Here is a 20,738-nt window from a genome sequence, read left to right on the forward strand (position 1 = left end):
TCACATGTGGTGGACGGCTACTGACAAAGACAGCGCGCCCGAGTCATGATCCACCCCATGGACCGACTCCCCCTGCCCCTGGAGGGCATCACCGTCGTCGCCGTCGAGCAGGCCGTGGCCGCGCCTTTCGCGACCCGGCAGCTCGCCGACCTGGGCGCCCGCGTCATCAAGGTCGAGCGGATCGACGGCGGCGACTTCGCGCGCGGCTACGACACCGCCGCCGGCGGTCTCGCCTCGCACTTCGTGTGGTGCAACCGGGGCAAGGAGTCCATCGCCCTCGACCTCAAGGACCCGCGCGGCCTGGACGCCGTGCGGCGGCTGGTCGCGGACGCGGACGTGTTCGTGCAGAACCTCGCCCAGGGGGCCGCCGCCCGGCTCGGGCTCGACGCGGCCACGCTGTGCGCCGCGCACCCGCGGCTGGTCGCCGTGGACATCTCGGGGTACGGGGCGTCCGGGCCGTACGCGGACAAGCGGGCCTACGACATGCTCGTGCAGTGCGAGGCGGGGCTGGTGTCGGTGACCGGGACGCCGGAGCAACCGGTCAAGGCGGGGATCCCGGCGGCGGACATCGCGGCGGCCATGTACGCCTTCTCCGGTGTGCTGGCCGCGCTGGTGCGGCGCGGGACGACCGGGCGGGGCGGCCCGGTCGAGGTGTCGATGCTGGAGTCCCTCGCCGAATGGATGGGCCACCCCCTGCACCATGCGATGCACGGGGGAACTCCCCCGGCGCGCACCGGCCTCGCGCACGCCGTCATCGCGCCGTACGACGCCTATGAGACGGGGGACGGAGGGCGGGTGCTGCTGTCGGTGCAGAACGACCGGGAATGGCGGCGGCTGGCCGAGCAGGTCATGGGACGGCCCGAGCTGGGGACGGACCCGGCGTTCGCGACGAACGCGGCGCGGGTCGAGAACCGACGGCGCACCGATGAGCTGGTCGGCAAGGCGCTGGGCGCGCTGGAGGCCGACGAGGCGCTGGCCAGGCTGGAGGGCGCGGGCATCGCGTGCGCGCGCCTGAGGGATGTGCACGAGTTGGCGGAGCATCCGCAGCTGGCGGCCCGGGAGCGGTGGCGGCAGGTGGGATCGCCGGTGGGGCCGCTGCGTGCGCTGCTGCCCCCCATCACCATGCCGGGCGGGGACGACGCACGGATGGGGGACGTGCCCGCGCTCGGTCAGCACACCGAGGCGCTGCTGCGTGCCGTGGGGATGACGGACGACCAGATCGCAGCCCTGCGCCGGGACGGTGTGGCGGCCTGAGCGCGGGCCCTCAGTGCCTGTTGCCGCCGAACAGCGAGCGACGCAGCCGACGCAGCGGCGCGAACAGGGAGACGTGGCGCATCCGCGTGCCCCGGTCACTGCGCTTGGCGGGCTCACGCGCGGTCAGCTCACGCATCAGCGAGGTCGCCTCGGCCGTCTTCTGCTGCGGTATGGCGGGACCCGCCAGCACCGACAGATGGCGGTCGAGGCGCGAACTGGTCGCGCTGCTCCCGCAGGTGATCGCAGGGACCCTCGCCCTGCTGCGCACTGTTATCTGCTCCATGTCACTCCCCACCCGTACGAGTCCACCCGGCCCGGGCAGGGTAACCCTATCGCCCCAACCGGGCACGCGTGTATCGCGGTCACAGGATTCACCTTCCCCGTAAAGGGGTTGACGATTACTCTCCGAATCCAACTGATTTCAGGGCGAGTTGGACAACTGGCTGAGTTGTGGGCCGAGCTGACCCTCCGTCGGGTTCGACGGTCACTGCGAGTGACGTCGAGGACTTGCCCAGGCCGGCCGCCACCAAGGGCGTGTCACCCTCGAAGAGCCCGAGGGAGCGCGGTTGCGCATGGGGGCGCATGAGCCAGAGCTGATGCACGCGTCCGCCGGGCAGTTCTCCGTATCCGCTGAGCGTGACGACAGCCCGCCCCTCGGATGCGGAGGCGATCACTCCGATACTTCGGCCCTGCGCGTCCTTGCTGCTGGTCGCGCGGGCGTCGGAGGCCGCCAGAACGTGGGCGATCTCACGCGCCTGCGCCCGCTCGGCGTCGAGCCTGCCCTGGGTCCGGTCGGCCTGGACCGCGAACAGCCCGGCGACGACGAGGGCAGCCGCGGCCGTCGCCGTGGCGAACGGAACGAAGAGGGGGCGCGCCCGGGGCGTACGGGTGCGTGCCGGCGGGGGCTGCGTGCCCCAGACGTGCGGCGGCAGTTGGGGGGTGCGCTCGCGCGCGGGGCCGGGCTCCTGCCGGGTCGTGCGTACGGCGGCCAGGACCCGGTCGCGCATCGCGGCCGGCGGCGGGGCGGCGGTGGACCAGGCGAGGCGCACGGCGTCCTCGGACAGCGCCCGCACCTCGGCGGCACAGCGGCCGCAGTCCGCGAGGTGTTTCTCGAAGCGGCGCCGCTCACCAGGTTCGAGCGCGTCCAGCGCATAGGGGGCGGCGAGCGAGTGCAGATCCTCGCGGTGGAAGAGCTTGCCGAGGACACTCATGCGACACCTCCCAGGCACTTGCGCAGCTGGGTGAGTCCGTCGCGCATACGGGTCTTGACCGTGCCCAGCGGCAGCGAGAGCCGCTCGGCCACCTCACGGTACGTATAGCCGTCGTAATAGGCGAGGGTGACGGACTGACGCTGGAGTGCGGTGAGCCGGTCCAGGCAGCGGCGCACCCACTCGCGCTCCAGTCCGGCCTCGACCTCCTCGGTCACCTGGTCGAAGGCGGGGAACCCCGCGCGCATCGCCTCGCGCTGCTCCCGCTCGCCCGCGGCACGGGCGCTGCGCACCCGGTCGACCGCGCGGCGGTGGGCGAGGGTGAGGACCCAGGACAGGGCGCTGCCCCGGCCGGGGTCGAACCGGGCGGCGGAGCGCCAGAGTTCGAGCAGCACCTCCTGCGCCACCTCCTCCGACTGGGCGGGGTCGCGCACCACACGCCGTACGAGCCCGAACACCGGCCCGGACACCAGTCCGTACAGGTCCTCGAATGCCTTCTGGTCGCCGCCTGCCACGAGCACCAGCAGCTCGTCAGCCTCCACTCGGGCCCCCTCTCCCCCGCCGCACCCGGATCGTCCTTTCACACCAGGGATTCGCAACGAACGCACCTCCGGATGGGGTACGGATCAGAGTGCCGAAAACGCGGGTCGGACGACAAGAAAAGATTTTTTGCGTCGGACCAATCCGATCCGGCTGCCCGCTCCGTATACCCGTCCGTCAAGCAAGTTGGACTGAGGACGGACGGCATGACACCTCTATTCTCCAGGAGCGGCACGGGACGCAAGAGCCTTGTCACGCTCATATGTGGTGCGCTGGCCGCCGGGGGGCTCGCAGCCGCCGGCGTGGCCACGCTGGAACCGGGGGCGGCCTCCGCCTCCTCCCACAGGGAGGCCCCGCTCATCTCGGGCACCCCGCAGTACGACAACACGGACCTGTATGCGTTCGTCAGCCCGGACAAGCCGGACACGACGACGATCGTGGCGAACTGGATCCCGTTCGAGGAGCCGGCCGGCGGTCCGAACTTCTACACGTTCGCGGACGACGCCCAGTACGACATCCACATCGACAACAACGGTGACGCGCAGGGCGAGTTGCTCTTCCGCTACACCTTCAAGACCCACACCAAGAACAAGAACACCTTCCTCTACAACACGGGCCCGGTCACCAGCCTCGACGACCCGGACCTCAACATCACGCAGACGTACGACATCGACCTGGTCAAGCTGAAGAACCAGCGCGTGGTGTCGAAGACCAGGCTCGCGGACAACGTGCCGGTGGCGCCGTCGAACGTCGGCAAGGCGTCGATGCCGGACTACGGCAAGCTGCGCTCGCAGGCCGTCTACAAGACTGCGGGCGGTGCCGCGACCTTCGCCGGCCAGGCCGACGACCCCTTCTTCGCGGACCTGCGGGTCTTCGACCTGCTCTACGGCGGCAACCTCACCGAGGTCGGCCGGGACACGCTCAAGGGCTACAACGTCAACACGATCGCCCTCCAGGTCCCCAACGACCTGATCCGCGAGTCGTCGAAGCAGCCGATCGTCGGCATCTGGTCGACGACCCAGCGCAGGAACGCGCAGGGCTACTACTCGCAGGTCTCGCGCCTCGGCAACCCGCTGGTCAACGAGGTCGTCAACCCGCAGAAGGACAAGGACAAGTTCAACGCGTCCGCGCCCTGGGACGACGCGCAGTTCCTGAAGAACGTGACCAACCCCGAGCTGCCGAAGCTCATCGAGGCGATCTACAAGATCAAGGCGCCGGCCGAGCCGCGCAACGACCTGGTCGATGTGTTCCTCAAGGGCGTCAAGGGCCTCAACCAGCCCCCGTATGTGAAGCCCTCGGAGGAACTGCGCCTGAACACCTCCATCACACCGAGCATGCACCCCAAGCGCCTGGGTGTCCTCGACGGCGACAACGCGGGCTTCCCCAACGGCCGCCGGCTGACGGACGACGTGATCGACGCCTCCCTCCAGGTGGTCGAGGGTGAACTGGTCGGCTCCAAGAACGACCTGGGTGACGCGGTCGACAAGAACGACAAGAAGTTCGAGAAGTACTTCCCGTACGTGGCTCAGCCGACCTCCGGTTCGCGCGGTGCGCTCGCCAAGGGCACGACCAGCGGCACGGATGTGAAGAGCCAGCTCGGCGACGCGCTGCAGCCGGCGGGTTCGGCGTCCGGCGGTTCCGACAACACGATGCTGATCGCCGCCTCGGCGGCCTCGGGCGCGGCCGGGATCCTGCTGATCGGCACCGCCCTCGCGTGGTGGCGCCGTCGTATGCAGCGTCCGTACTGATCGATCCGCACCCCACCGACTGGCGCGGCCCGCGCACCACATCCCCCACGGCGCGGGCCGCGCCACCCCACGACCTCCACCAGCAGTGACCAGGCGACCTAGGAGAGGGCATGTCCCCGCGTACGAACGACAACGAGCCCGCCGCGCGGCCGGTGGACGCAGACGACGACACGGGGGACGCCGAAGCGGCATCACGGACCACGGACGGGGACGAGGCGCCGGGCGCCGGAGCGGCGGGGGCTGGCGAAGGCGAGGCAGCCACCGAGGCACGGACCGACGAGCGGGTCGAGGCCGTGCGGCGGGTCGGCGCCGCCGGGCGTCGTTGGCGGGCCGCCCGACTCGCCACCTGTGCCGCACTGTTGGCCGTGGCGATGACCGGCGGGGCGATCGCCCTCGGGGCAGCGCGGGACGGGGCGCCGGCAGCCGTGGCGGCCGCCTCCAGTGCCGTGGATCCCGCGTTGCTGACCAGCGGGAGCCTCGACGCGAGCATTGCCGCCCTGCAGAGCCATCTCCGGTCGCAGCCCAAGGACTACGGCAGCTGGGCCACCCTCGGTCTCGCCTACGTGGAACAGGCGCGGACCAAGGGCGACCCGTCCCGCTATCCGCAGGCGGACAAGGCGCTGCAACGCTCACTGACACTGTCCCCGGACAACGAACAGGCCCTGTGCGGCCGCGCCGCCCTCGCCGCCGCGCGGCACGACTTCAAGGGCGCCCTGACCTACGCGGACAAGGTCCTGAAGGAGAACCCCTACAGCGAACGTGCCCTGTCCTCCCGTATCGACGCCCTGGTCGAACTCGGCCGGTACGACGAGGCGTCGAAGGCCGCCGACACCGCCGACGAGCGCCGCCCGGGAGTGCCCGTCTTCACGCGCTACGCCTATGTGCGCGAACTGCGCGGCGAGGTCGGCGCGGCACGGCAGGTCCTGGAGCAGGCCCTGGCCGGCGCCACCTCGAAGGGCGACATCGCCTACGTCGCCGCCCAGCTCGGCCAGCTCGCCTGGAACCAGGGCGACTACAAGACGGCCCTCACCTACTACGCGCGGGCCCTGGCCGCCGACGAGAACTACCTGCCCGCCCTGGAGGGCCGCGCCCGCGCGCAGGCCGCGAGCGGCGACCGGGCCGACGCCGTCAAGGGCATGGAGCTCGTCGTCTCCCGCTATCCGCTGCCCGGCCCCCTCGTCGAGCTCGGCGAGCTGTACGACGCCCGCGGCGCCGAAGGGGACAAGGCCAAGGCCGGCGACCAGTACGCCCTGGTCGACGCCTGGATCACCCTCGCCCGTGCCAACGGCGTCAACGCCGACCTCGACACCGCCCTGGCCGCCGCCGACCACGGCGACAAGACCGAGGCCCTGCGCGCCGCACGCGCCGAATGGGCCCGCCGCCACACCGTGCACACCGCGGACGCCCTCGCCTGGGCCCTGCACGTCAACGGCCACGACCAGGAGGCCCTCCCCTACGCCCGTCGGGCCACCGCCACCGGCTACCGCAACGCCTCCTTCCGCTACCACCGCGGCATGATCGAACTCGCCACCGGCCACAAGAAGGAGGCCCGCGCCTCTCTTCGGGCGGCCCTGAAGCTGAACCCCGGCTTCTCTCCCCTGGGCGCGGCCAAGACCCGTACGGCGCTGAAGACCCTGGAGGCGGCCAAGTGAAGCCCCGTCGCAGACTGTTCGCCTCCACCGCGGCCGTGCTCACGGCCGCCTGCGCGCTCGCGCTCGCCCCTTCCACGAGCGCGAGCGCGCACCCCCTCGGCAACTTCACCGTCAACCGCTACGACGGTCTGGTCGCCGCCCCCGGGCAGCTGCGCGTCGACCACATCGAGGACCTCGCCGAGATCCCGGCCACCCAGGCCAAGCCCGACATCAAACGGCTCGGCATGACCGAGTGGGCCCGGCAGCGGTGCGCGAAGGCCGCCGAAGGCAGCAAGGTCACCGTCGACGGCCGTACCACCGCACTGTCCGCCGACAGCAGCCGCGCCCGGCCGCGGCCCGGGCAGGCCGGACTCGACACCCTCCGCGTGGAGTGCCGGTTCACCGCCCGGCTCCCCAAGGGCGGCACGGTCACCCTCGGCTTCCACAGCGCGGGGGTGTCCACCGGGCCCGGCTGGCGGGAGATCACCGCGCGCGGCGACCGGATGACCCTCGCCGCGTCGGACGTCCCGGAGAAGTCCGTCTCGCACGAACTCACCAGCTATCCCAAAGAGTTGCTCTCCTCTCCCGCCGACACCGCCACCGCCTCGCTGCGGGTGCGCCCCGGCGGGCCCGCCCTCACCGAGGAGCGGCAGGACGCGCCGGCCGCCTCCGTACTGCCCCGCGGCGCCGACCGCTGGACCCGGGCCCTGGACAACCTGGTCGCCCGGCACGACCTCACCGCCGGCTTCGCCGCCCTCGCCCTGCTCATCGCGATCGGCCTCGGCGCGATGCACGCCCTGGCCCCGGGCCACGGCAAGACCCTGATGGCCGCGACGGCCGCGGCCCGCGGCGGGCGGGCCCGGCTGAAGGACGTGCTGCCGCTTGCCGCCTCGGTCACGGTGACCCACACCCTCGGCGTCGTCGCCCTGGGCCTGCTCGTCACCGCCGGTTCGGCCGCCACCCCCTCGGTGATCGCCTGGCTGGGCATCGCCAGCGGCGTCCTGGTGACCCTGGCGGGCGCGAACCTCCTGCGACGCGCCTGGCGCGCCCGTGGCCATGGGCACGGCCACACCCATGACCACGAGCATGGCCACACGCACGACCACCCCCACCCGCACGGCCCCGGCGGCCACACCCACACGCACGAGACCGAGCAGAAGGAGGAACGCTCCCTGACCCTGGTTGCCGCACACAGCCAAGGCACTTCCGAAACCGACGGGCACGGCAACGCCGTACACGGTCTTGCGCACCACCACCCGCACCCTCACGACGACAGCCACCCACGACCGAACACCGGTCACACACACCTACGTCACACCCACGGCGGCTTCACCCACACGCACCCCACCGCCCCCACCCTGCGCGGCACGATCCTCCTCGGCTTCGCGGGCGGGCTCGTGCCCAGTCCGTCCGCCGTGGTGGTCCTCGTCGGCGCGGCGGCCCTCGGCCAGGCCTGGTTCGGTCTGCTGCTCGTCGTCGCCTACGGGGTCGGGCTCGCCCTGACCCTCACCGCGGCCGGGTTCGCGGTCGTCAAGCTGGGTACGGGAATCAACCGGGTGATGGACGGGCGCCCCCGCTGGACCGCCCACCCGGTAACCGCCCTGGTGCGCCGGACCATGCCCTTGGCGTCGGCGTTCGTCGTTCTGGCTCTCGGAGTCGGATTGGTGCTCAAGGGGGCGGCATCCGCACTCGGCTGAGCTACTTTTGTGGAGATATCACGCGAGATGCCGTGGGGGGCGCCGGTGTCCGAAGAACCGGGCAGTGAACGTGTCATCGCGGGCCGCTACCGGCTCCTGTCCCCGCTCGGCGAGGGCGGCATGGGAACGGTGTGGCGGGCCCGCGACGAGGTGTTGTACCGCGAGGTCGCCGTCAAGGAGGTGCGGGCCCCGGCCGGGCTGCCGGGCCCGGACGTCGAGCGGATGTACGCCCGCCTGGAGCGTGAGGCATGGGCGGCGGCCAGGGTCGCGAACCGCAACGTGGTGACGGTGTACGACGTGGCGATGGAGGGCGGCCGGCCCTGGATCGTCATGGAGCTGATCCGCGGTGTGTCGCTCGCCGACCAGTTGGAGGCTGAGGGCCCGCTGTCCCCGCAGAGTGCCGCGCACATCGGCGCGGAGGTGCTGGCCGCGCTGCGCGCCGCGCACGACGCCGGGGTGCTGCACCGGGACGTGAAGCCGGGCAATGTGCTGATGGCGAACGACGGCCGTGTGGTGCTCACCGACTTCGGCATCGCCACGGTGGAAGGCAGCTCCGCACTGACCATGACCGGCGAGGTGATCGGCTCGCCCGAGTTCCTGGCTCCGGAGCGGGCGTTGGGCCGTACGCCCGGCCCCGAGTCCGATCTGTGGTCGCTCGGCGTGCTGCTGTACGCGGCCGTCGAGGGCAGCTCGCCGTTCCGCCAGGACACCCCGCTCAGCACGCTGCGGGCCGTCGTCGACGAGGAGCTGCCGCCGGCCCGGAGAGCGGGGCCGCTCGCCCCGGTCATCGAGGGCCTGCTGCGCAAGGATCCGGCGGACCGGTTGCCGGCCGACGTCGCCGAGCGGGATCTGCGGCTGATCGCGGCGGGCGGCACCCTGCGCGCCGACACGGTGTCCGCATCGTCGTACCCGCAGACCGTCGCGGCCCAGCCGCAACAGCCGTTCCCCACACCGCCGATGCCGGTTCCGGTGCCGACCCGGCCCGTGCCGAGCGGGACGACCACGGCCACGGCCACGCGGCCCGACCGCAACCGGCGGGCCGGGGTCGTCCTGGTCGCGGGGCTGGTCGCCGTCGTGCTGGCGCTGGCGGGGCTGACGTACGCGCTGCTCAACCGCGACAACGGCGGTGACAAGGGGAACACCGGAGGGAGCAGCAGCCAGTCGGGCAGCAATCTCAGCTCCCCCGCCCCGAGCAGCACCACCGACTCGGAGACGGGTGCCCCGCCGCCCACCCCGAGCAGCACCCCGCCCAGCACCCAGTCGGCCCAGTCCGTGCACGTCACGGTGAGCGGCGCGAACACGGACTACTCCGGGGCCTGTCCGCCACCGAGCGAGCAGGCGCCCGCCTTCACGGCGACGTTCACGGTGGGTCGGTTGCCGGCCCAGGTGGAGTACCGGTGGGTGCTGAAGGACGGATCGGTCTCCGACCCGAGGTGGAAGACGCTGTCGTTCCCCTCGGGCGGCGGGAAGTCCCAGCAGGACAAGGTGATCGTGACGACGTACTCCGAGAGCGGGACGATCCGGAACGCGATCAGTGTCGAGGTGCGTGCGCCGGTGCGGACGACGTCGAACTCGGTGCCGTTCTCGGTGACCTGCGCGACGACGGAGACCCCGACGGACGGGGCCTCCTCGCCTTCGGCCTCGCCCTGACGGGTCAGGCCGCGCTGGTCAGCACGGGCAGATAGCCGCCCGACTGGCCGGCGGCGGTCGGGTGGTACGACACGCCGATGTCGAACCATTCGAGGCTGTGCAGCCAGGAGCTGCCGGAGCAGATCTCATGGCCGCTGAAGGTGGTGCGGACGTCGGCGAACGCGAAGCCGTGGTCGGCGGCGCGCTTGGCGATCGCGGCGTTCAGATAGTCGGCCGCGTTGTTGATGGCGCTGCGCTTGGTCTCGGAGAGGCCGATGCACGACGTGCCCAGCTTGTAGAAGCGGGGGTAGCCGAGCACGACCACGCGGGCGGACGGGGCTCTGGCACTGATCGCGTTGTAGACGTTGTCGAGCTTGCCGGGCAGCGTCGAGTCGACGTAGGCCTTCGCGGTGTTGATCCGGGACAGGCAGGTGCTGTCGGAGTTGAGCACACAGGTCGTCATGACATCGGCGAAGCCTGCGTCGTTGCCGCCGATGGTGAGGGAGACGAGGGCGGTCGAGGAGTTGAGCGAGCCGAGCTGATTGGCGAGCACGTCGTCCGTCCGGGCGCCCGAGCAGGCGTCGAAGGCGAACGACGACGGGGCGTGGGCTGCGTTCCACAGGTACGGATACGCCTTGGTGCTGCGGTCGCAGCTCCCACTCGAACTGATGTAGCTGCCCGCTCCGACTCCGGAGGAGTAGGAGTCACCGAGCGCCACATAGCCCCCGGCCGCGGCGAGTTGGGGGGACGCCTGCGCCGTCGCTGCCCCGGTGAGGGCGAAGCCGGCGGCGAGGAGGAGTGAGGTCACGTATGCCGTAAGTCGGAAACGTCTCATGGAACCTCCCTTTAGCAGGATCTCTGCCACAACTGTCGTAGCAACTACGCGTGTTGACGGGAAGTGTCCATGCCAAAACTTTTGAGGCCTCAACTTGATCGGTCACGACTGTTCATGGGTTCCGCAAGATCGCCCGGCCGCCCTGAAGGGCAACGCCCTTGACGGCCGCCGTTGGGCTGCGCGACATTGAAGTCCGGCATCCGGCGCGTCGGGGGGCAAAGTCGCCAATGCAGACCATCCGTATCAAGACATCTTCAACGGACGCTGCCGAGCGGGCGCGGACAGGACCGGGGAGGGACCTGTCACCGCTGCTCGCCGGTGCCGCGACAGCCGTCGGGGCAACCGGCGCACTGCTCGCGCTCACCGACGAGGGTTCACCGCTGCGCGGGCCGTTCACGCTGTTCTTCCTGCTCGCGGCGCCGGCAGCCGCCATCGCGGCGGCACTGCGCGGGCTGGATCCATTCGGCCGGACGCTCGCGTCGTTGGCCGGTGCCGTGGTCGTGAACATGCTGGTGGCACAGGGAATGCTGGCCGTGCACCGATGGTCGGTCCGCGGGGGTGTCGTCGTCGTGACCGCGCTCAGCGTTCTTCTGCTGCTGGGGGTTCTGCTGCGGCCGGCGGATCGAATTCTCCAGCGGATCAGAAAGGTCCGTTCGAGGCGTTGAACCACGACCACCAAGGTTGTGCAACGGCCAAACCAACAAAAACGTGAGACCTCGTTCCAGGTCTTGCCATACAGGTTGAATCGTCAATACCGTCGTACATCTCACCCGCATCGGTCCGTCACTACGCGGCTCCAGGGGAGGGCTCAAGGACCGCGACGTTCCGGCGCGGGGCGCGGTAGGGGGGTGCCGTGCTCGGTGACCGCACTTGTGACCGAGTCGTGCCGCGCGACCGGCTGCCGTTTTTCCCGGCAGCCCGGCCAGCTTTTGCCAGCTCACCCGCGTGCACGGAGATCCGTTCGCCGTGCCGTATGTGAGAACCCCCCTTTCGAACCGGATACAGAGCCGGGCCGCCCAGGGGCGGGCGGTCCACCGGACGAGAGGGACAAGACTCATGAGTTCTGTTGTGCGCCCGCCCACTTCGGGCCAAGGTCCGTTAATGACGGGCACCTACCGGCCGATCTCCTCTCACCTGGCCATTGCGCCGCCGGTGAGCGTGGTGATCCCCGCCATGAATGAGGCGGAGAATCTGCCCTACGTCTTCAAGACGCTTCCGGACTGGATCCACGAAGTCGTTCTTGTGGACGGCAATTCCACCGACGACACCGTCGAAGTGGCCCGTGAACTGTGGCCGAAGGTCAAGGTCGTCGAACAGCGGGGCAAGGGCAAGGGGGATGCCCTGATCACCGGGTTCGAGGCCTGCACCGGCGACATCATCGTGATGGTCGACGCGGACGGCTCGGCCGACGGCAACGAGATCGTCTCGTATGTCTCCGCCCTGGTCTCGGGCGCCGACTTCGCCAAGGGCTCGCGGTTCGCCAACGGCGGCGGCACGGATGACATGACCTTCATCCGCAAGCTGGGCAACTGGGCGCTGTGCACCATCGTCAACCGCAAGTTCGGCGCCCGCTACACCGATCTCTGCTACGGATACAACGCGTTCTGGCGGCACTGCCTCGACAAGATCGACCTCGACTGCACCGGCTTCGAGGTGGAGACCCTGATGAACATCCGGGTGGTCAAGGCCGGGCTGAAGGTGCAGGAGATTCCCAGCCACGAGTATCTCCGCATCCACGGCACGAGCAATCTGCGGGCCGTGCGGGACGGGTTCCGGGTGCTCAAGGTCATCCTGAGGGAGCGCTCCAACCGGCGTGCGCTGCGGCGCCGTGAGCACCACTCGCCGATGCTGAACACGGGCCGGGGAGAGCTGTCTTGAGCGATCCCGACATCTCCGTCGTGATCTGCGTGTACACCGAGGACCGCTGGGAGGACATCCTCGCGGCGGTCTCCTCGGTGCGCGCGCAGTCCCGGCCCGCCCGGGAGACGCTGCTGGTCGTCGACCACAACCGGGCGCTCCTGGAGCGGCTCACCAAGGAGTACAAGGAGGCCGGCGAGGTACGGGTGCTCGCCAACGCGGGTCCCCGTGGCCTGTCCGCGGGCCGCAACACCGGCATCGCCGCCTCGTACGGCGAGGTGATCGCTTTTCTCGACGACGACGCCGTGGCCGAGCGGGACTGGCTGCGCCGCTTCGCCGAGGGGTACGCCGACCCGCGGGTGATGGCGGTCGGCGGCCGCACGATGCCGGTCTGGGCGTCGGGCCGCCGCCCCGCCTGGTTCCCGGAGGAGTTCGACTGGGTGGTGGGCTGCACCTACAAGGGGCTGCCGGCGGGCCGGGTCCGGGTCCGCAACGTCCTGGGCGGAAACGCTTCTTTCCGTCGCACGGCGTTCGACGCGGCGGGCGGCTTCGCCACCGGCATCGGCCGCGACGGCGACAAACGGCCGCTGGGCTGCGAGGAGACGGAGCTGTGCATCCGCCTCACCCGCGCCCGGCCGGACGCGATCCTGCTGATCGACGACCGGGCGGTGATCCACCACCGGGTTCCCGAAGCACGCGAGCACTTCCGGTACTTCCGCACCCGCGCCTACGCCGAGGGACTGTCGAAGGCCCTGGTGGCCCGGAGCGTGGGCGCGGACAAGGGACTCGAATCGGAACGCCGGTACACCACGCGTGTGCTGCCCGCCGGGGTCGCTCGTGGCCTGCGGGACGCACTGCTGGCCCGGCCGGGCGGCGCCGGCCGGGCCGGGGCGATCGTGGCCGGCGTGCTCACCGCGGCGGGCGGGTACGTGGTGGGGAGCGCACGGGCGCGCACAGGTGACACCACGTTCTCCGTCGTGGAGATCGAAGGGGGGACCGGATGAGCGACACCCGCGTGCCGATTCTCATGTACCACTCGGTCGCGACCGCGCCGAACGACGCCACTTGGGACCTGTCGGTCGCCCCGGAGGCGTTCGCGGAGCAGATGGCTCTGATCGGCGACCTGGGCCTCACCCCCATCGGCACGGCCGAGCTGGCGGCGAGCTGGCGCTCGGGCGGCCCGCTGCCCGAGCGCCCGGTGCTGATCACCTTCGACGACGGCTACGAGGGCGTGCACCGGCACGCCCTGCCCGTCCTCGCCAAGCACGGCTTCGCGGCGACACTGTTCGTCTCGACCGGCTGGATCCGGGGCGCCTACGACACCGGGGGCGGCCTGGACACCATGCTCGACTGGCACCAGGTGTGCGAACTCGCGGGCTCCGGGGTCGAGATCGGCGGGCACAGCCATACGCACCCGCAGCTCGACCAGCTCGACGACGACACGCTGCGCTCGGAGCTGACCCGCTGCAAGGAGATCGTCGCCGACGAACTGGGCACCGTGCCGGCCTCGTTCGCCTACCCCTACGGCTACTCCAGCCGCCGGGTGCGCCGGGCCGTGCGGGAGGCCGGGTTCGCCCAGGCGCTCGCCGTCGGCAACGGGCTGGCCCGCCGCGACCAGGGGCCGTACGCCCTGCAGCGGGTCACCGTGCGCCGCGGCACCGGCGCCGAGGAGTTCGAGCGGCTGGTCGAAGGCCGTTCGATCGGCCGCAACTTCGCCAGGGACCGTGCCCTCACCAAGGGGTACGCCGTCCTCCGCAGAGCACGTCAGGTCCGCCGGAAGGCCATCCGTTCCCGTGTCTGACACGACGACCACGACCGAGGCCGCATCGCCCGGGACACAGGCGCCCGAGCAGCCGGGGCGCCGTCTCCGGCTGCCCGTCAGGGGCCTGTCGCCCGGTGGCAGCCCACTGTTCCGGAACGCCTATGCCCTGATGCTCAACACCGGCATCTCCGCCGTCCTCGGGCTCGGCTTCTGGCTGGCCGCGGCCCGCTACTACACCGAGTCGGCGGTCGGCCAGGGCTCCGCCGCGATCGCCGCGATGAAGCTGCTCGCGGGCCTGACCGCGGTGACCCTGACCGGCGCCCTGGCCCGCTTCATCCCTGTCGCCGGGCGCGGCACCGGACGGCTGATCTTCCGTACGTACGCGGGCAGTTCGCTGATCGTGGCGCTGGGCGCGGGCGTCTTCCTGATGACGCTGGGCGTGTGGGGGCCGTCGTACCGCTTTCTGCACGGGCCGCTCAACGGGCTCGGCTTCGTCGTGGCCGTCGTCGCCTGGAACGTGCTCACCCTCCAGGACGGTGTGCTGACCGGACTGCGCAGCGCGCCCTGGGTGCCGGTCGGCAACACCGTGTTCTCGGCCGTCAAACTGGGTCTGCTGGTCGCGTTCGCGGTGGCGATCCCGACGACCGGTGTCTTCGTCTCCTGGGTCGCCGCGATCGCCACCTCGGTGGTGCCGCTCGGCTGGCTGGTGTTCAGGCGTCTGGTGCCCCGGCACGTCAAGGCGACCGCGGAGCACACGCGTCCGCCCACGCTGAGGGAGGTCGGCAGATTCCTCGCCGGGGACTACACCGGCTCGCTGTTCTCGCTCGCCGTGGTCTACCTCGTCCCGGTGATCATCGCCTCGCAGGTCAGCTCCGAGGACAACGCGTACTTCTACATCACCACCACGATCGGCGGCACGGTCAATCTGCTCGCCATCAACATGGGCGCGTCCCTGACCGTCGAGGGCTCGCACGAGCCCGCCCGGCTGGCCGCCAACACCCGGGCGGCGCTGCGGCGGATGGCCCGGATCATGCTGCCGATCTGCGGGCTGCTGTTCGTCGGGGCGCCGTGGATCCTCGGCGTGTTCGGCACGGGCTACGCGGACGCGGCGACCCCGCTGCTGCGCTGGTTCGCGGTCGGCGCGCTGCTGCGGGTCGTGATGGAGACGTACTTCGCCGTGCTGCGCGCCCAGAGCCGCACCGCCGGACTCGCCTGGCTGCAGGGGCTGCTGTGCGTCCTGGTCCTCGGTCTGACGCTGCTGCTGCTCCCCCGTATGGGGCTGACCGGCGCGGGCGTGGCCGAGATCTCCAGCCTTGCGGTGATCGTGACGATCGCCGCGCCCCGGCTGTGGAAGACGCTCCGGGCGGCACCGGACGAGATCCCCGAGGACGCGGCACCGGACGGCGACCTCGCCGACCTGGGCGCGCCCGAGGTCCCGGCCACCACCCAGCCGCGCAGGCGGGGTCCGGCCTGGGCACTGGACTCCGACACCCTCGCGCTGGGCATCCACGTCGACTTCGACCATCTGGAGCGCCGCCCCGACGTGCGCCCCGGTCCGGGCACCCCGCCCACGGGCACGCCCGTGCCGCACCCCGAGGACCGGCCGACGTGGGCACTGCGGCCTCGGCCGGCCGAGGCCGTGGGACTGCCCGTCGAAATGGGGGTCCCCCCGCTCGAGCGAATCCGAGAGTGGGGGAGCGAGCCGGGCTCGGAGGCCTCGCTGGGTCCGGCCGAGGCCTCGCTGCTGAAGGAGGCCGAGGTCGACGCGCCGTTCGAGGAGGATGTCGTAGCGGAGGCTCCCGACGCGCCGGAGGAAACCACGACACCACCGGACGAGGGCCCGCCCGGGACAGCGGCCGCGTCGCTGCGCGACCGGCTGACGCCCACCCGCTCCGGAGTCGTCCTCGGCTGTCTGCTGATCGCCGCGCTCCTGCTCTACTGGGTGCCGGCGCTACGGCTCGGCGAGTCCGACCTGGACGACATGGGCGGGCTCGGCCTGATCTCCGTACTGCCGCTGCCCACACTGGTCGGGGCCGTGCTGCTGATCGCGGTGTTCGCCTCGCTGCTCTGGCTGCGCCGCGAGCACCGGGCGCTGCTGCTGGTCACCCTCCTTGCGACGGTGGTGTCGCTGCACGCCCTGCCGGCCGTGATCGAGACGGAACCGCGGTTCGCGACGGCCTGGCAGCACCTCGGGTTCATCGACTACATCGACCGCACCGGGTCCGCGGTGCCGGACCTGGACGCGCGCTGGAGCTGGCCGGGCTTCTTCGCGGTGGCCGCGTTCGTCGCCAAGGCGTGCGGGATCACGGACTTCACGGAGATCATCCGCTGGTGGCCGACGGGCATCCAGCTCGCCTATCTGGCCCCGATGTTCCTGCTCGTGCGCCATATGCGGGCGAGCTGGCGGGCCAAGTGGACCGGCATCTGGATCTTCGTGCTCAGCGGCTGGGTCGGCCAGGACTACTTCTCCCCGCAGGGCTTCACCTATCTGCTCTACCTCGTCTTCGTGGCGGTCCTCCTCGTCTGGTTCCGCGCCCCGCGCGTGATCTGGACGAAGTTCCGCCCCGGTGAGGCCGAGGTCGAGCCGGCGGACCGGCGTCAGCGGGCCGTGCTGCTCATGGTGCTCATCGGTCTGTACGCGGCGAGCGTCCCGGCGCACCAGCTCACCCCGTTCGTGATGCTGGGCGTACTGGCGGTGCTGGTCCTGATCGGCCGATCGGAGCTGCGCGGTCTGCCGATCCTGTTCGGGGTGCTGGCCGCGGTGTGGCTCGGGTTCATGGCGGAGCCGTACTGGTCCGGTCACTTCAACGACCTGTTCGGCGGGGTCGGCGGGGTCGGCAGCAATGTGTCGACCTCCGTCTCCGGCCGTATCCAGGGCGGCAGTTCGACACACAAGCTGGTTCTGTACACCCGGGTGCTGCTGGCCGGCGGGGTGATGGTGTTCGCCTGCTGGGGCTGGTGGCGACGGCGCGACCACAAGTACCGCGAGCGGTCGCTGCTGGTGCTCACCTTCGTCCCGTTCCTGGGCTTCGGCATGCAGTCGTACGGCGGCGAGATGGCGCTGCGCGTCTTCATGTTCGCGCTGCCAGGGGCGGCCCTGCTCGGTGCGCTGGCCCTGTTCCCGCGCACCGGGGTCACCGCGAAGGAGCGCGACAAGGACCGGATCAGTCTGGCTCCGCTGGCCGCGCTCATGGCGGGCCTGCTGCTCATGGGCGGCTTCCTGGTGGCCCGCTGGGGCAACGAGCCGTTCGAGCGGATCCGGCCGGGCGAGGTCGCGGCCATGGACTATGTGTACGCCCATGACAAGCCGACCGTACGGCTGCTGTGGCTGAGCAACGACACGGTCAACAACGTGACACCGGCGATGCCGTGGGGCGCGCGGGACATGGAGCGGGTCAACTATGTGCCGACCCTGGCCCCGACCGACCCGGTCCTGGTGTCGGGCCTGGTCAAGGCGCTCAAGGACGCGGGCCCGAACTCGTATCTGATGCTCAACAGGAGCCAGATCACCTACCTCCAGATGGACGTGGGCTACTCGGCGACCTGGGAGTCCCGGCTGATCCAGAACCTGGACAACCGGCAGGAGCTGACGAAGGTCCTGGTCAACGACGACGTCACGATGTACGCGATGCGCAAGCAGCCCGCGGGCAAGGTGCCGCGGCCGGATCCCGGTCCGATCGGGCCGCAGGTGACCTGGACGCCGTGGTCGGTGGTCGGCGGGCTCGCGGCGGTCGCACTGATCCTGCTGCTCACCGCGCGCGAGGTGGTCCGGGTCGCGGTGCGGCCCGGGGTGCGTCAACTGCGCTGGCTGCAGAGCAGTTTCTGGTTCTCGCTGCCCCTGCTGGCGGTCCTGCTGGCCTCGCTGGTGCAGCGGTTCCTGACCATGAAGTGAGGCCAGAAGTGGCTCGCCGGGCTAGCGGGCGAGCCACTTCACCTCGTACGCATGCATGTCGAACCGCTTCCCGTCGACCTGGGCGCTGATGGTCCGGTCGAGTGTGTTGACCACGAGGACGGTCTTGTCACTGGCCAGCACACGGACATTGGGCACGTCGTTCTTGGCGACGGACACGGTCTCGTACCGGGTGCCGGGCCCGAACGCCTTGCCGAACCTCGACACCAGGTCGTACATGGGCAGCTGCTTGCCCCCGTCCGCGCCGTCGGTCGGCGTCCACAGGCAGCCGGCGCAGTCGGTGCCCTTCTTCTCCTCCGGGTTCCAGTAGAAGCCGGATTCGGCGCCGCCCTTGACCATGGCGATCATTCCGGTGGCCTGGACGGCGACGCGATGGGTCTCGGACCAGCCCTTGCGGTCGTCGTTGCCGTCGGCGGGCTCGACGTAGTACTCGGCCCACCACAGGGGCAGGTCGTGGGTTTGCCAACGCACCCACTCGCTCACCGCCGTGAGCTTGTCGGTGGCGGCGAACTCGTCGGGCAGCATGTCGTCGTCGTTGGTGTAGCTGGAGCCGTCGACGACCACGAAGTCGGCGCCGGACTTGTGCGTGTTCCAGTAGTCGAAGGCGTCCAGGACCCGCTGGTCCATGGCTCCCCAGGCACCCCGGAACGTCGTGGAGGCGTCCTGGGTCTGACGTGGGTCGACGCTGTCCATGACCAGGTACGGCCCGCCGACCATGATGCCCTTGTTCACCTTCTTCAGGGCCTTGTACACAAGGTTGTACATCGTGGTGTAGCCCTCGTAGTCCCAGCGCCCCTTGCCGTTGTTCCAGAAGCCCTTGAACTCGTTCCAGACGATGAAGTGGCGTACGTCCGGATAGCGCCTGGCGACGGTCGCGGCGAGGTCGGCGAAGTCCTGGTAGTGGTCGGGGGTCGGCGCCGTCTCCAGGGCGGCCTGGCTCCAGTCGGTGTTGCCGACACCCGCCTTGCCGCCCTTCATCCAGTCCGGGGAGCAGCACAGCGTGACGACCGGGGTGGCGCCGGACTTGCGCATGAAGTCGATACGGCGGTCCATCGCACCGAAGTCGTATCGCCCCTTCACCGGCTCGGGGTTGTCCGCGCCCCAGCCCATGATGTGCTGGTTCTGCGGCAGCCCGCCGTTCTTGGCCAGCAGTTCCTCGACGCGCCGGGTGACGGAGTCGCTGCCCTCGTCGGCGCTGTACTGGGTGTGGGTGAAGCCCCAGCCGACATAGGGGTCGGTCGCGTGGGGCGGGGTGGCCGGTGTGCCGTGCACCTTGTCGCCGTCGCGGGTGGTGCCCGCGGTGCTCGCGCCTTTGCCGGGGAGCGTGTTGATCAGGGTCACCACGAGGGCCAGCGCGGCCATTCCCACGCCGAGCAGGGCGGTGAGCCGCCACCGCCGATTCCCCGAATTCCACCCATGACGTCCCATCAAGGACAACAGTAATGGCGAATTTCGTGTACGGGAGAGGTGTTGGGAACACCGGAACAAGCGGCGGAAATGCAGTGCACGGAGCGCGTCGGTGCCGGATCATGGCGGCATGTCTGCGAACCCACACGACGCTCTGCCGATCCGGCTCAACGTCGACGACTCCGACTCGCCGTCCGACGTCGTCGACGCGCTGTTCCTCGGCCGCTTCGCGACGGGCGAGCAACCCTACTCGCACGCGGTCAACATCGACCGGGTGCGCTCCGGCGCGAGCCTGCTGCCGCAGGACGCCCGGGTGCTGCGTGTGGCCCGCGACGACGACCGCAGCGCGACGCTGGCCGAGGGGGACGGCTGGACGCTCCTCGTCTCCCGGTGGAACCGGGGCGCGGACGTCACGGTGACCGCGACCAGCGCCGAGCTGGCGAAGAAGGTCGTCGACCAGGCCACGGACGGCGCGGCGGACGAGCCCGAGCCGCAGCCGGAGAACGTGACCATGGGCTTTTGGTACGTGTCACCGAGGCGCGGCCCCCACCGCACGACCCGCCAGATCTCCGCGGGCACCTGGGACGAGGTCCGGCCCAACTACACCACGCCGGTGGCGGAGGCCATGGACCGCCTGATGAAGACGACCCCGGAGGACATCGCGGGCCGCCTTCTGCTGCTGCACGGTCCGCCGGGCACGGGCAAGACCTCGGCCCTGCGCACACTGGCCCGCTCCTGGCGGGACTGGTGCCAGGTGGACTGTGTGCTGGACCCCGAGCGGCTGTTCTCCGACGTCGGCTATCTGATGGACATCGCGATCGGCGAGGAGGACACGGCGGGCAAGGGGCGCTGGCGGCTGCTTCTGCTGGAGGACTGCGACGAACTGATCCGCGGCGAGGCCAAGCACACGGCGGGACAGGCGCTGTCGCGGCTGCTGAACCTGACCGACGGCCTGCTGGGCCAGGGCCGCAATGTGCTGGTCGGGGTCACCACCAACGAGGACCTGGAGCGCCTCCACCCGGCCGTGGTCCGTCCCGGCCGCTGCCTGGCCCGGATCGAGGTGGGCCCGCTGACCCGCCGGGAGTCGGTGGCCTGGCTGGGCCGGGAGGACGGCGTGGGCCGGGAGGGCGCGACGCTCGCGGAGCTGTACGCGCTGCGCAGGGGCACGTCGCCGACGTCGGTGCCGGGGGCTCGGGACGGGGCGGACGCGGGGCTGTATCTGTAGGAGGCCCCCGCTGCCGGCCGGTGCTTTGATGGATG

At 70.8% G+C, this 20,738-nt stretch carries 16 protein-coding genes; 11 read left to right on the forward strand and 5 right to left on the reverse strand.

The features are described from left to right. Positions 1-57: 57 nt before the first annotated feature. Positions 58-1,254 carry a CaiB/BaiF CoA transferase family protein gene (locus tag ACZ4EG_RS22665; RefSeq protein ID WP_453549940.1) on the forward strand — a complete coding sequence of 399 codons (1,197 nt, stop codon included), beginning with the start codon at positions 58-60 and terminating at the stop codon, positions 1,252-1,254. Between the two features lie 10 nt (positions 1,255-1,264). Here the strand turns inward: ACZ4EG_RS22665 and ACZ4EG_RS22670 are convergent, their stop codons facing one another. The 3 genes from ACZ4EG_RS22670 to ACZ4EG_RS22680 form a co-directional block, all read right to left on the reverse strand. After that, positions 1,265-1,537 (reverse strand): hypothetical protein, encoded by a 273-nt coding sequence (locus tag ACZ4EG_RS22670; RefSeq protein WP_363296613.1) that lies wholly within the window; start codon positions 1,535-1,537, stop codon positions 1,265-1,267. Positions 1,538-1,652: 115 nt separating this feature from the next. Beyond that, positions 1,653-2,465, reverse strand: a complete 813-nt coding sequence (locus tag ACZ4EG_RS22675; protein ID WP_467791832.1) for an anti-sigma factor — start codon at positions 2,463-2,465, stop codon at positions 1,653-1,655. Continuing rightward, complete coding sequence (locus ACZ4EG_RS22680) at positions 2,462-3,004, reverse strand: sigma-70 family RNA polymerase sigma factor (protein ID WP_390712236.1); 543 nt, start codon at positions 3,002-3,004, stop codon at positions 2,462-2,464. Before ACZ4EG_RS22680 ends, ACZ4EG_RS22675 begins: the two co-directional genes overlap by 4 nt. A 204-nt stretch (positions 3,005-3,208) precedes the next feature. Between ACZ4EG_RS22680 and ACZ4EG_RS22685 the strand changes: the two genes are divergently transcribed. From ACZ4EG_RS22685 to ACZ4EG_RS22700, 4 genes are all read left to right on the forward strand, one after another. Continuing rightward, complete coding sequence (locus ACZ4EG_RS22685) at positions 3,209-4,750, forward strand: DUF4331 domain-containing protein (RefSeq protein WP_467791833.1); 1,542 nt, start codon at positions 3,209-3,211, stop codon at positions 4,748-4,750. Positions 4,751-4,860: 110 nt separating this feature from the next. After that, on the forward strand, positions 4,861-6,402 hold the full coding sequence (locus ACZ4EG_RS22690) for a tetratricopeptide repeat protein (RefSeq protein ID WP_467791834.1): 1,542 nt from the start codon (positions 4,861-4,863) through the stop codon (positions 6,400-6,402). Beyond that, positions 6,399-8,078: a nickel transporter gene (locus tag ACZ4EG_RS22695; protein ID WP_453549951.1), complete on the forward strand. Its 1,680-nt coding sequence runs from the start codon at positions 6,399-6,401 to the stop codon at positions 8,076-8,078. Before ACZ4EG_RS22690 ends, ACZ4EG_RS22695 begins: the two co-directional genes overlap by 4 nt. Before the next feature lie 45 nt (positions 8,079-8,123). Beyond that, positions 8,124-9,728: a serine/threonine-protein kinase gene (locus tag ACZ4EG_RS22700; RefSeq protein ID WP_467791835.1), complete on the forward strand. Its 1,605-nt coding sequence runs from the start codon at positions 8,124-8,126 to the stop codon at positions 9,726-9,728. Positions 9,729-9,732: 4 nt separating this feature from the next. On the opposite strand, the gene ACZ4EG_RS22705 is transcribed toward ACZ4EG_RS22700, so the two are convergent. Continuing rightward, the gene (locus ACZ4EG_RS22705; RefSeq protein WP_467791836.1) at positions 9,733-10,542 is read right to left on the reverse strand and encodes an SGNH/GDSL hydrolase family protein; all 810 of its coding nucleotides are present in this window, start codon (positions 10,540-10,542) and stop codon (positions 9,733-9,735) included. A gap of 227 nt (positions 10,543-10,769) precedes the next feature. Here ACZ4EG_RS22705 and ACZ4EG_RS22710 point away from each other — a divergent pair, with 227 nt between their 5' ends. The 5 genes from ACZ4EG_RS22710 (at position 10,770) to ACZ4EG_RS22730 (ending at position 18,053) form a co-directional block, all read left to right on the forward strand. After that, positions 10,770-11,207 (forward strand): hypothetical protein, encoded by a 438-nt coding sequence (locus tag ACZ4EG_RS22710; protein WP_467791882.1) that lies wholly within the window; start codon positions 10,770-10,772, stop codon positions 11,205-11,207. Between the two features lie 391 nt (positions 11,208-11,598). After that, positions 11,599-12,420 carry a glycosyltransferase family 2 protein gene (locus ACZ4EG_RS22715; protein WP_453549960.1) on the forward strand — a complete coding sequence of 274 codons (822 nt, stop codon included), beginning with the start codon at positions 11,599-11,601 and terminating at the stop codon, positions 12,418-12,420. Then, positions 12,417-13,403: a glycosyltransferase family 2 protein gene (locus tag ACZ4EG_RS22720; protein ID WP_453549962.1), complete on the forward strand. Its 987-nt coding sequence runs from the start codon at positions 12,417-12,419 to the stop codon at positions 13,401-13,403. Before ACZ4EG_RS22715 ends, ACZ4EG_RS22720 begins: the two co-directional genes overlap by 4 nt. Beyond that, a complete protein-coding gene (locus ACZ4EG_RS22725) occupies positions 13,400-14,200 on the forward strand; it encodes a polysaccharide deacetylase family protein (RefSeq protein ID WP_453549965.1) in 801 nt (266 codons plus the stop codon). Before ACZ4EG_RS22720 ends, ACZ4EG_RS22725 begins: the two co-directional genes overlap by 4 nt. Beyond that, on the forward strand, positions 14,193-18,053 hold the full coding sequence (locus ACZ4EG_RS22730) for a lipopolysaccharide biosynthesis protein (protein WP_467791837.1): 3,861 nt from the start codon (positions 14,193-14,195) through the stop codon (positions 18,051-18,053). The genes ACZ4EG_RS22725 and ACZ4EG_RS22730 overlap by 8 nt, the downstream gene beginning before the upstream one ends. A gap of 21 nt (positions 18,054-18,074) precedes the next feature. Here ACZ4EG_RS22730 and ACZ4EG_RS22735 read toward each other — a convergent pair whose 3' ends face one another. Then, positions 18,075-19,499, reverse strand: a complete 1,425-nt coding sequence (locus ACZ4EG_RS22735; RefSeq protein WP_467791838.1) for a GH39 family glycosyl hydrolase — start codon at positions 19,497-19,499, stop codon at positions 18,075-18,077. Positions 19,500-19,608: 109 nt separating this feature from the next. Between ACZ4EG_RS22735 and ACZ4EG_RS22740 the strand changes: the two genes are divergently transcribed. Further along, positions 19,609-20,703, forward strand: a complete 1,095-nt coding sequence (locus ACZ4EG_RS22740; RefSeq protein WP_467791839.1) for a DUF5925 domain-containing protein — start codon at positions 19,609-19,611, stop codon at positions 20,701-20,703. Positions 20,704-20,738: the final 35 nt, after the last annotated feature.

The sequence above is a fragment of the Streptomyces sp. NPDC025638 genome (assembly GCF_055558775.1).

Bases quoted from the DNA above. Each gene is read 5' to 3' on its own strand.
- ACZ4EG_RS22665 (WP_453549940.1), top strand. From the start codon at position 58: ATGGACCGACTCCCCCTGCCCCTGGAGGGCATCACCGTCGTCGCCGTC.
- ACZ4EG_RS22670 (WP_363296613.1), bottom strand. From the start codon at position 1,537: ATGGAGCAGATAACAGTGCGCAGCAGGGCGAGGGTCCCTGCGATCACC.
- ACZ4EG_RS22675 (WP_467791832.1), bottom strand. From the start codon at position 2,465: ATGAGTGTCCTCGGCAAGCTCTTCCACCGCGAGGATCTGCACTCGCTC.
- ACZ4EG_RS22685 (WP_467791833.1), top strand. From the start codon at position 3,209: ATGACACCTCTATTCTCCAGGAGCGGCACGGGACGCAAGAGCCTTGTC.
- ACZ4EG_RS22690 (WP_467791834.1), top strand. From the start codon at position 4,861: ATGTCCCCGCGTACGAACGACAACGAGCCCGCCGCGCGGCCGGTGGAC.
- ACZ4EG_RS22705 (WP_467791836.1), bottom strand. From the start codon at position 10,542: ATGAGACGTTTCCGACTTACGGCATACGTGACCTCACTCCTCCTCGCC.
- ACZ4EG_RS22710 (WP_467791882.1), top strand. From the start codon at position 10,770: ATGCAGACCATCCGTATCAAGACATCTTCAACGGACGCTGCCGAGCGG.
- ACZ4EG_RS22715 (WP_453549960.1), top strand. From the start codon at position 11,599: ATGAGTTCTGTTGTGCGCCCGCCCACTTCGGGCCAAGGTCCGTTAATG.
- ACZ4EG_RS22725 (WP_453549965.1), top strand. From the start codon at position 13,400: ATGAGCGACACCCGCGTGCCGATTCTCATGTACCACTCGGTCGCGACC.
- ACZ4EG_RS22735 (WP_467791838.1), bottom strand. From the start codon at position 19,499: ATGGGACGTCATGGGTGGAATTCGGGGAATCGGCGGTGGCGGCTCACC.
- ACZ4EG_RS22740 (WP_467791839.1), top strand. From the start codon at position 19,609: ATGTCTGCGAACCCACACGACGCTCTGCCGATCCGGCTCAACGTCGAC.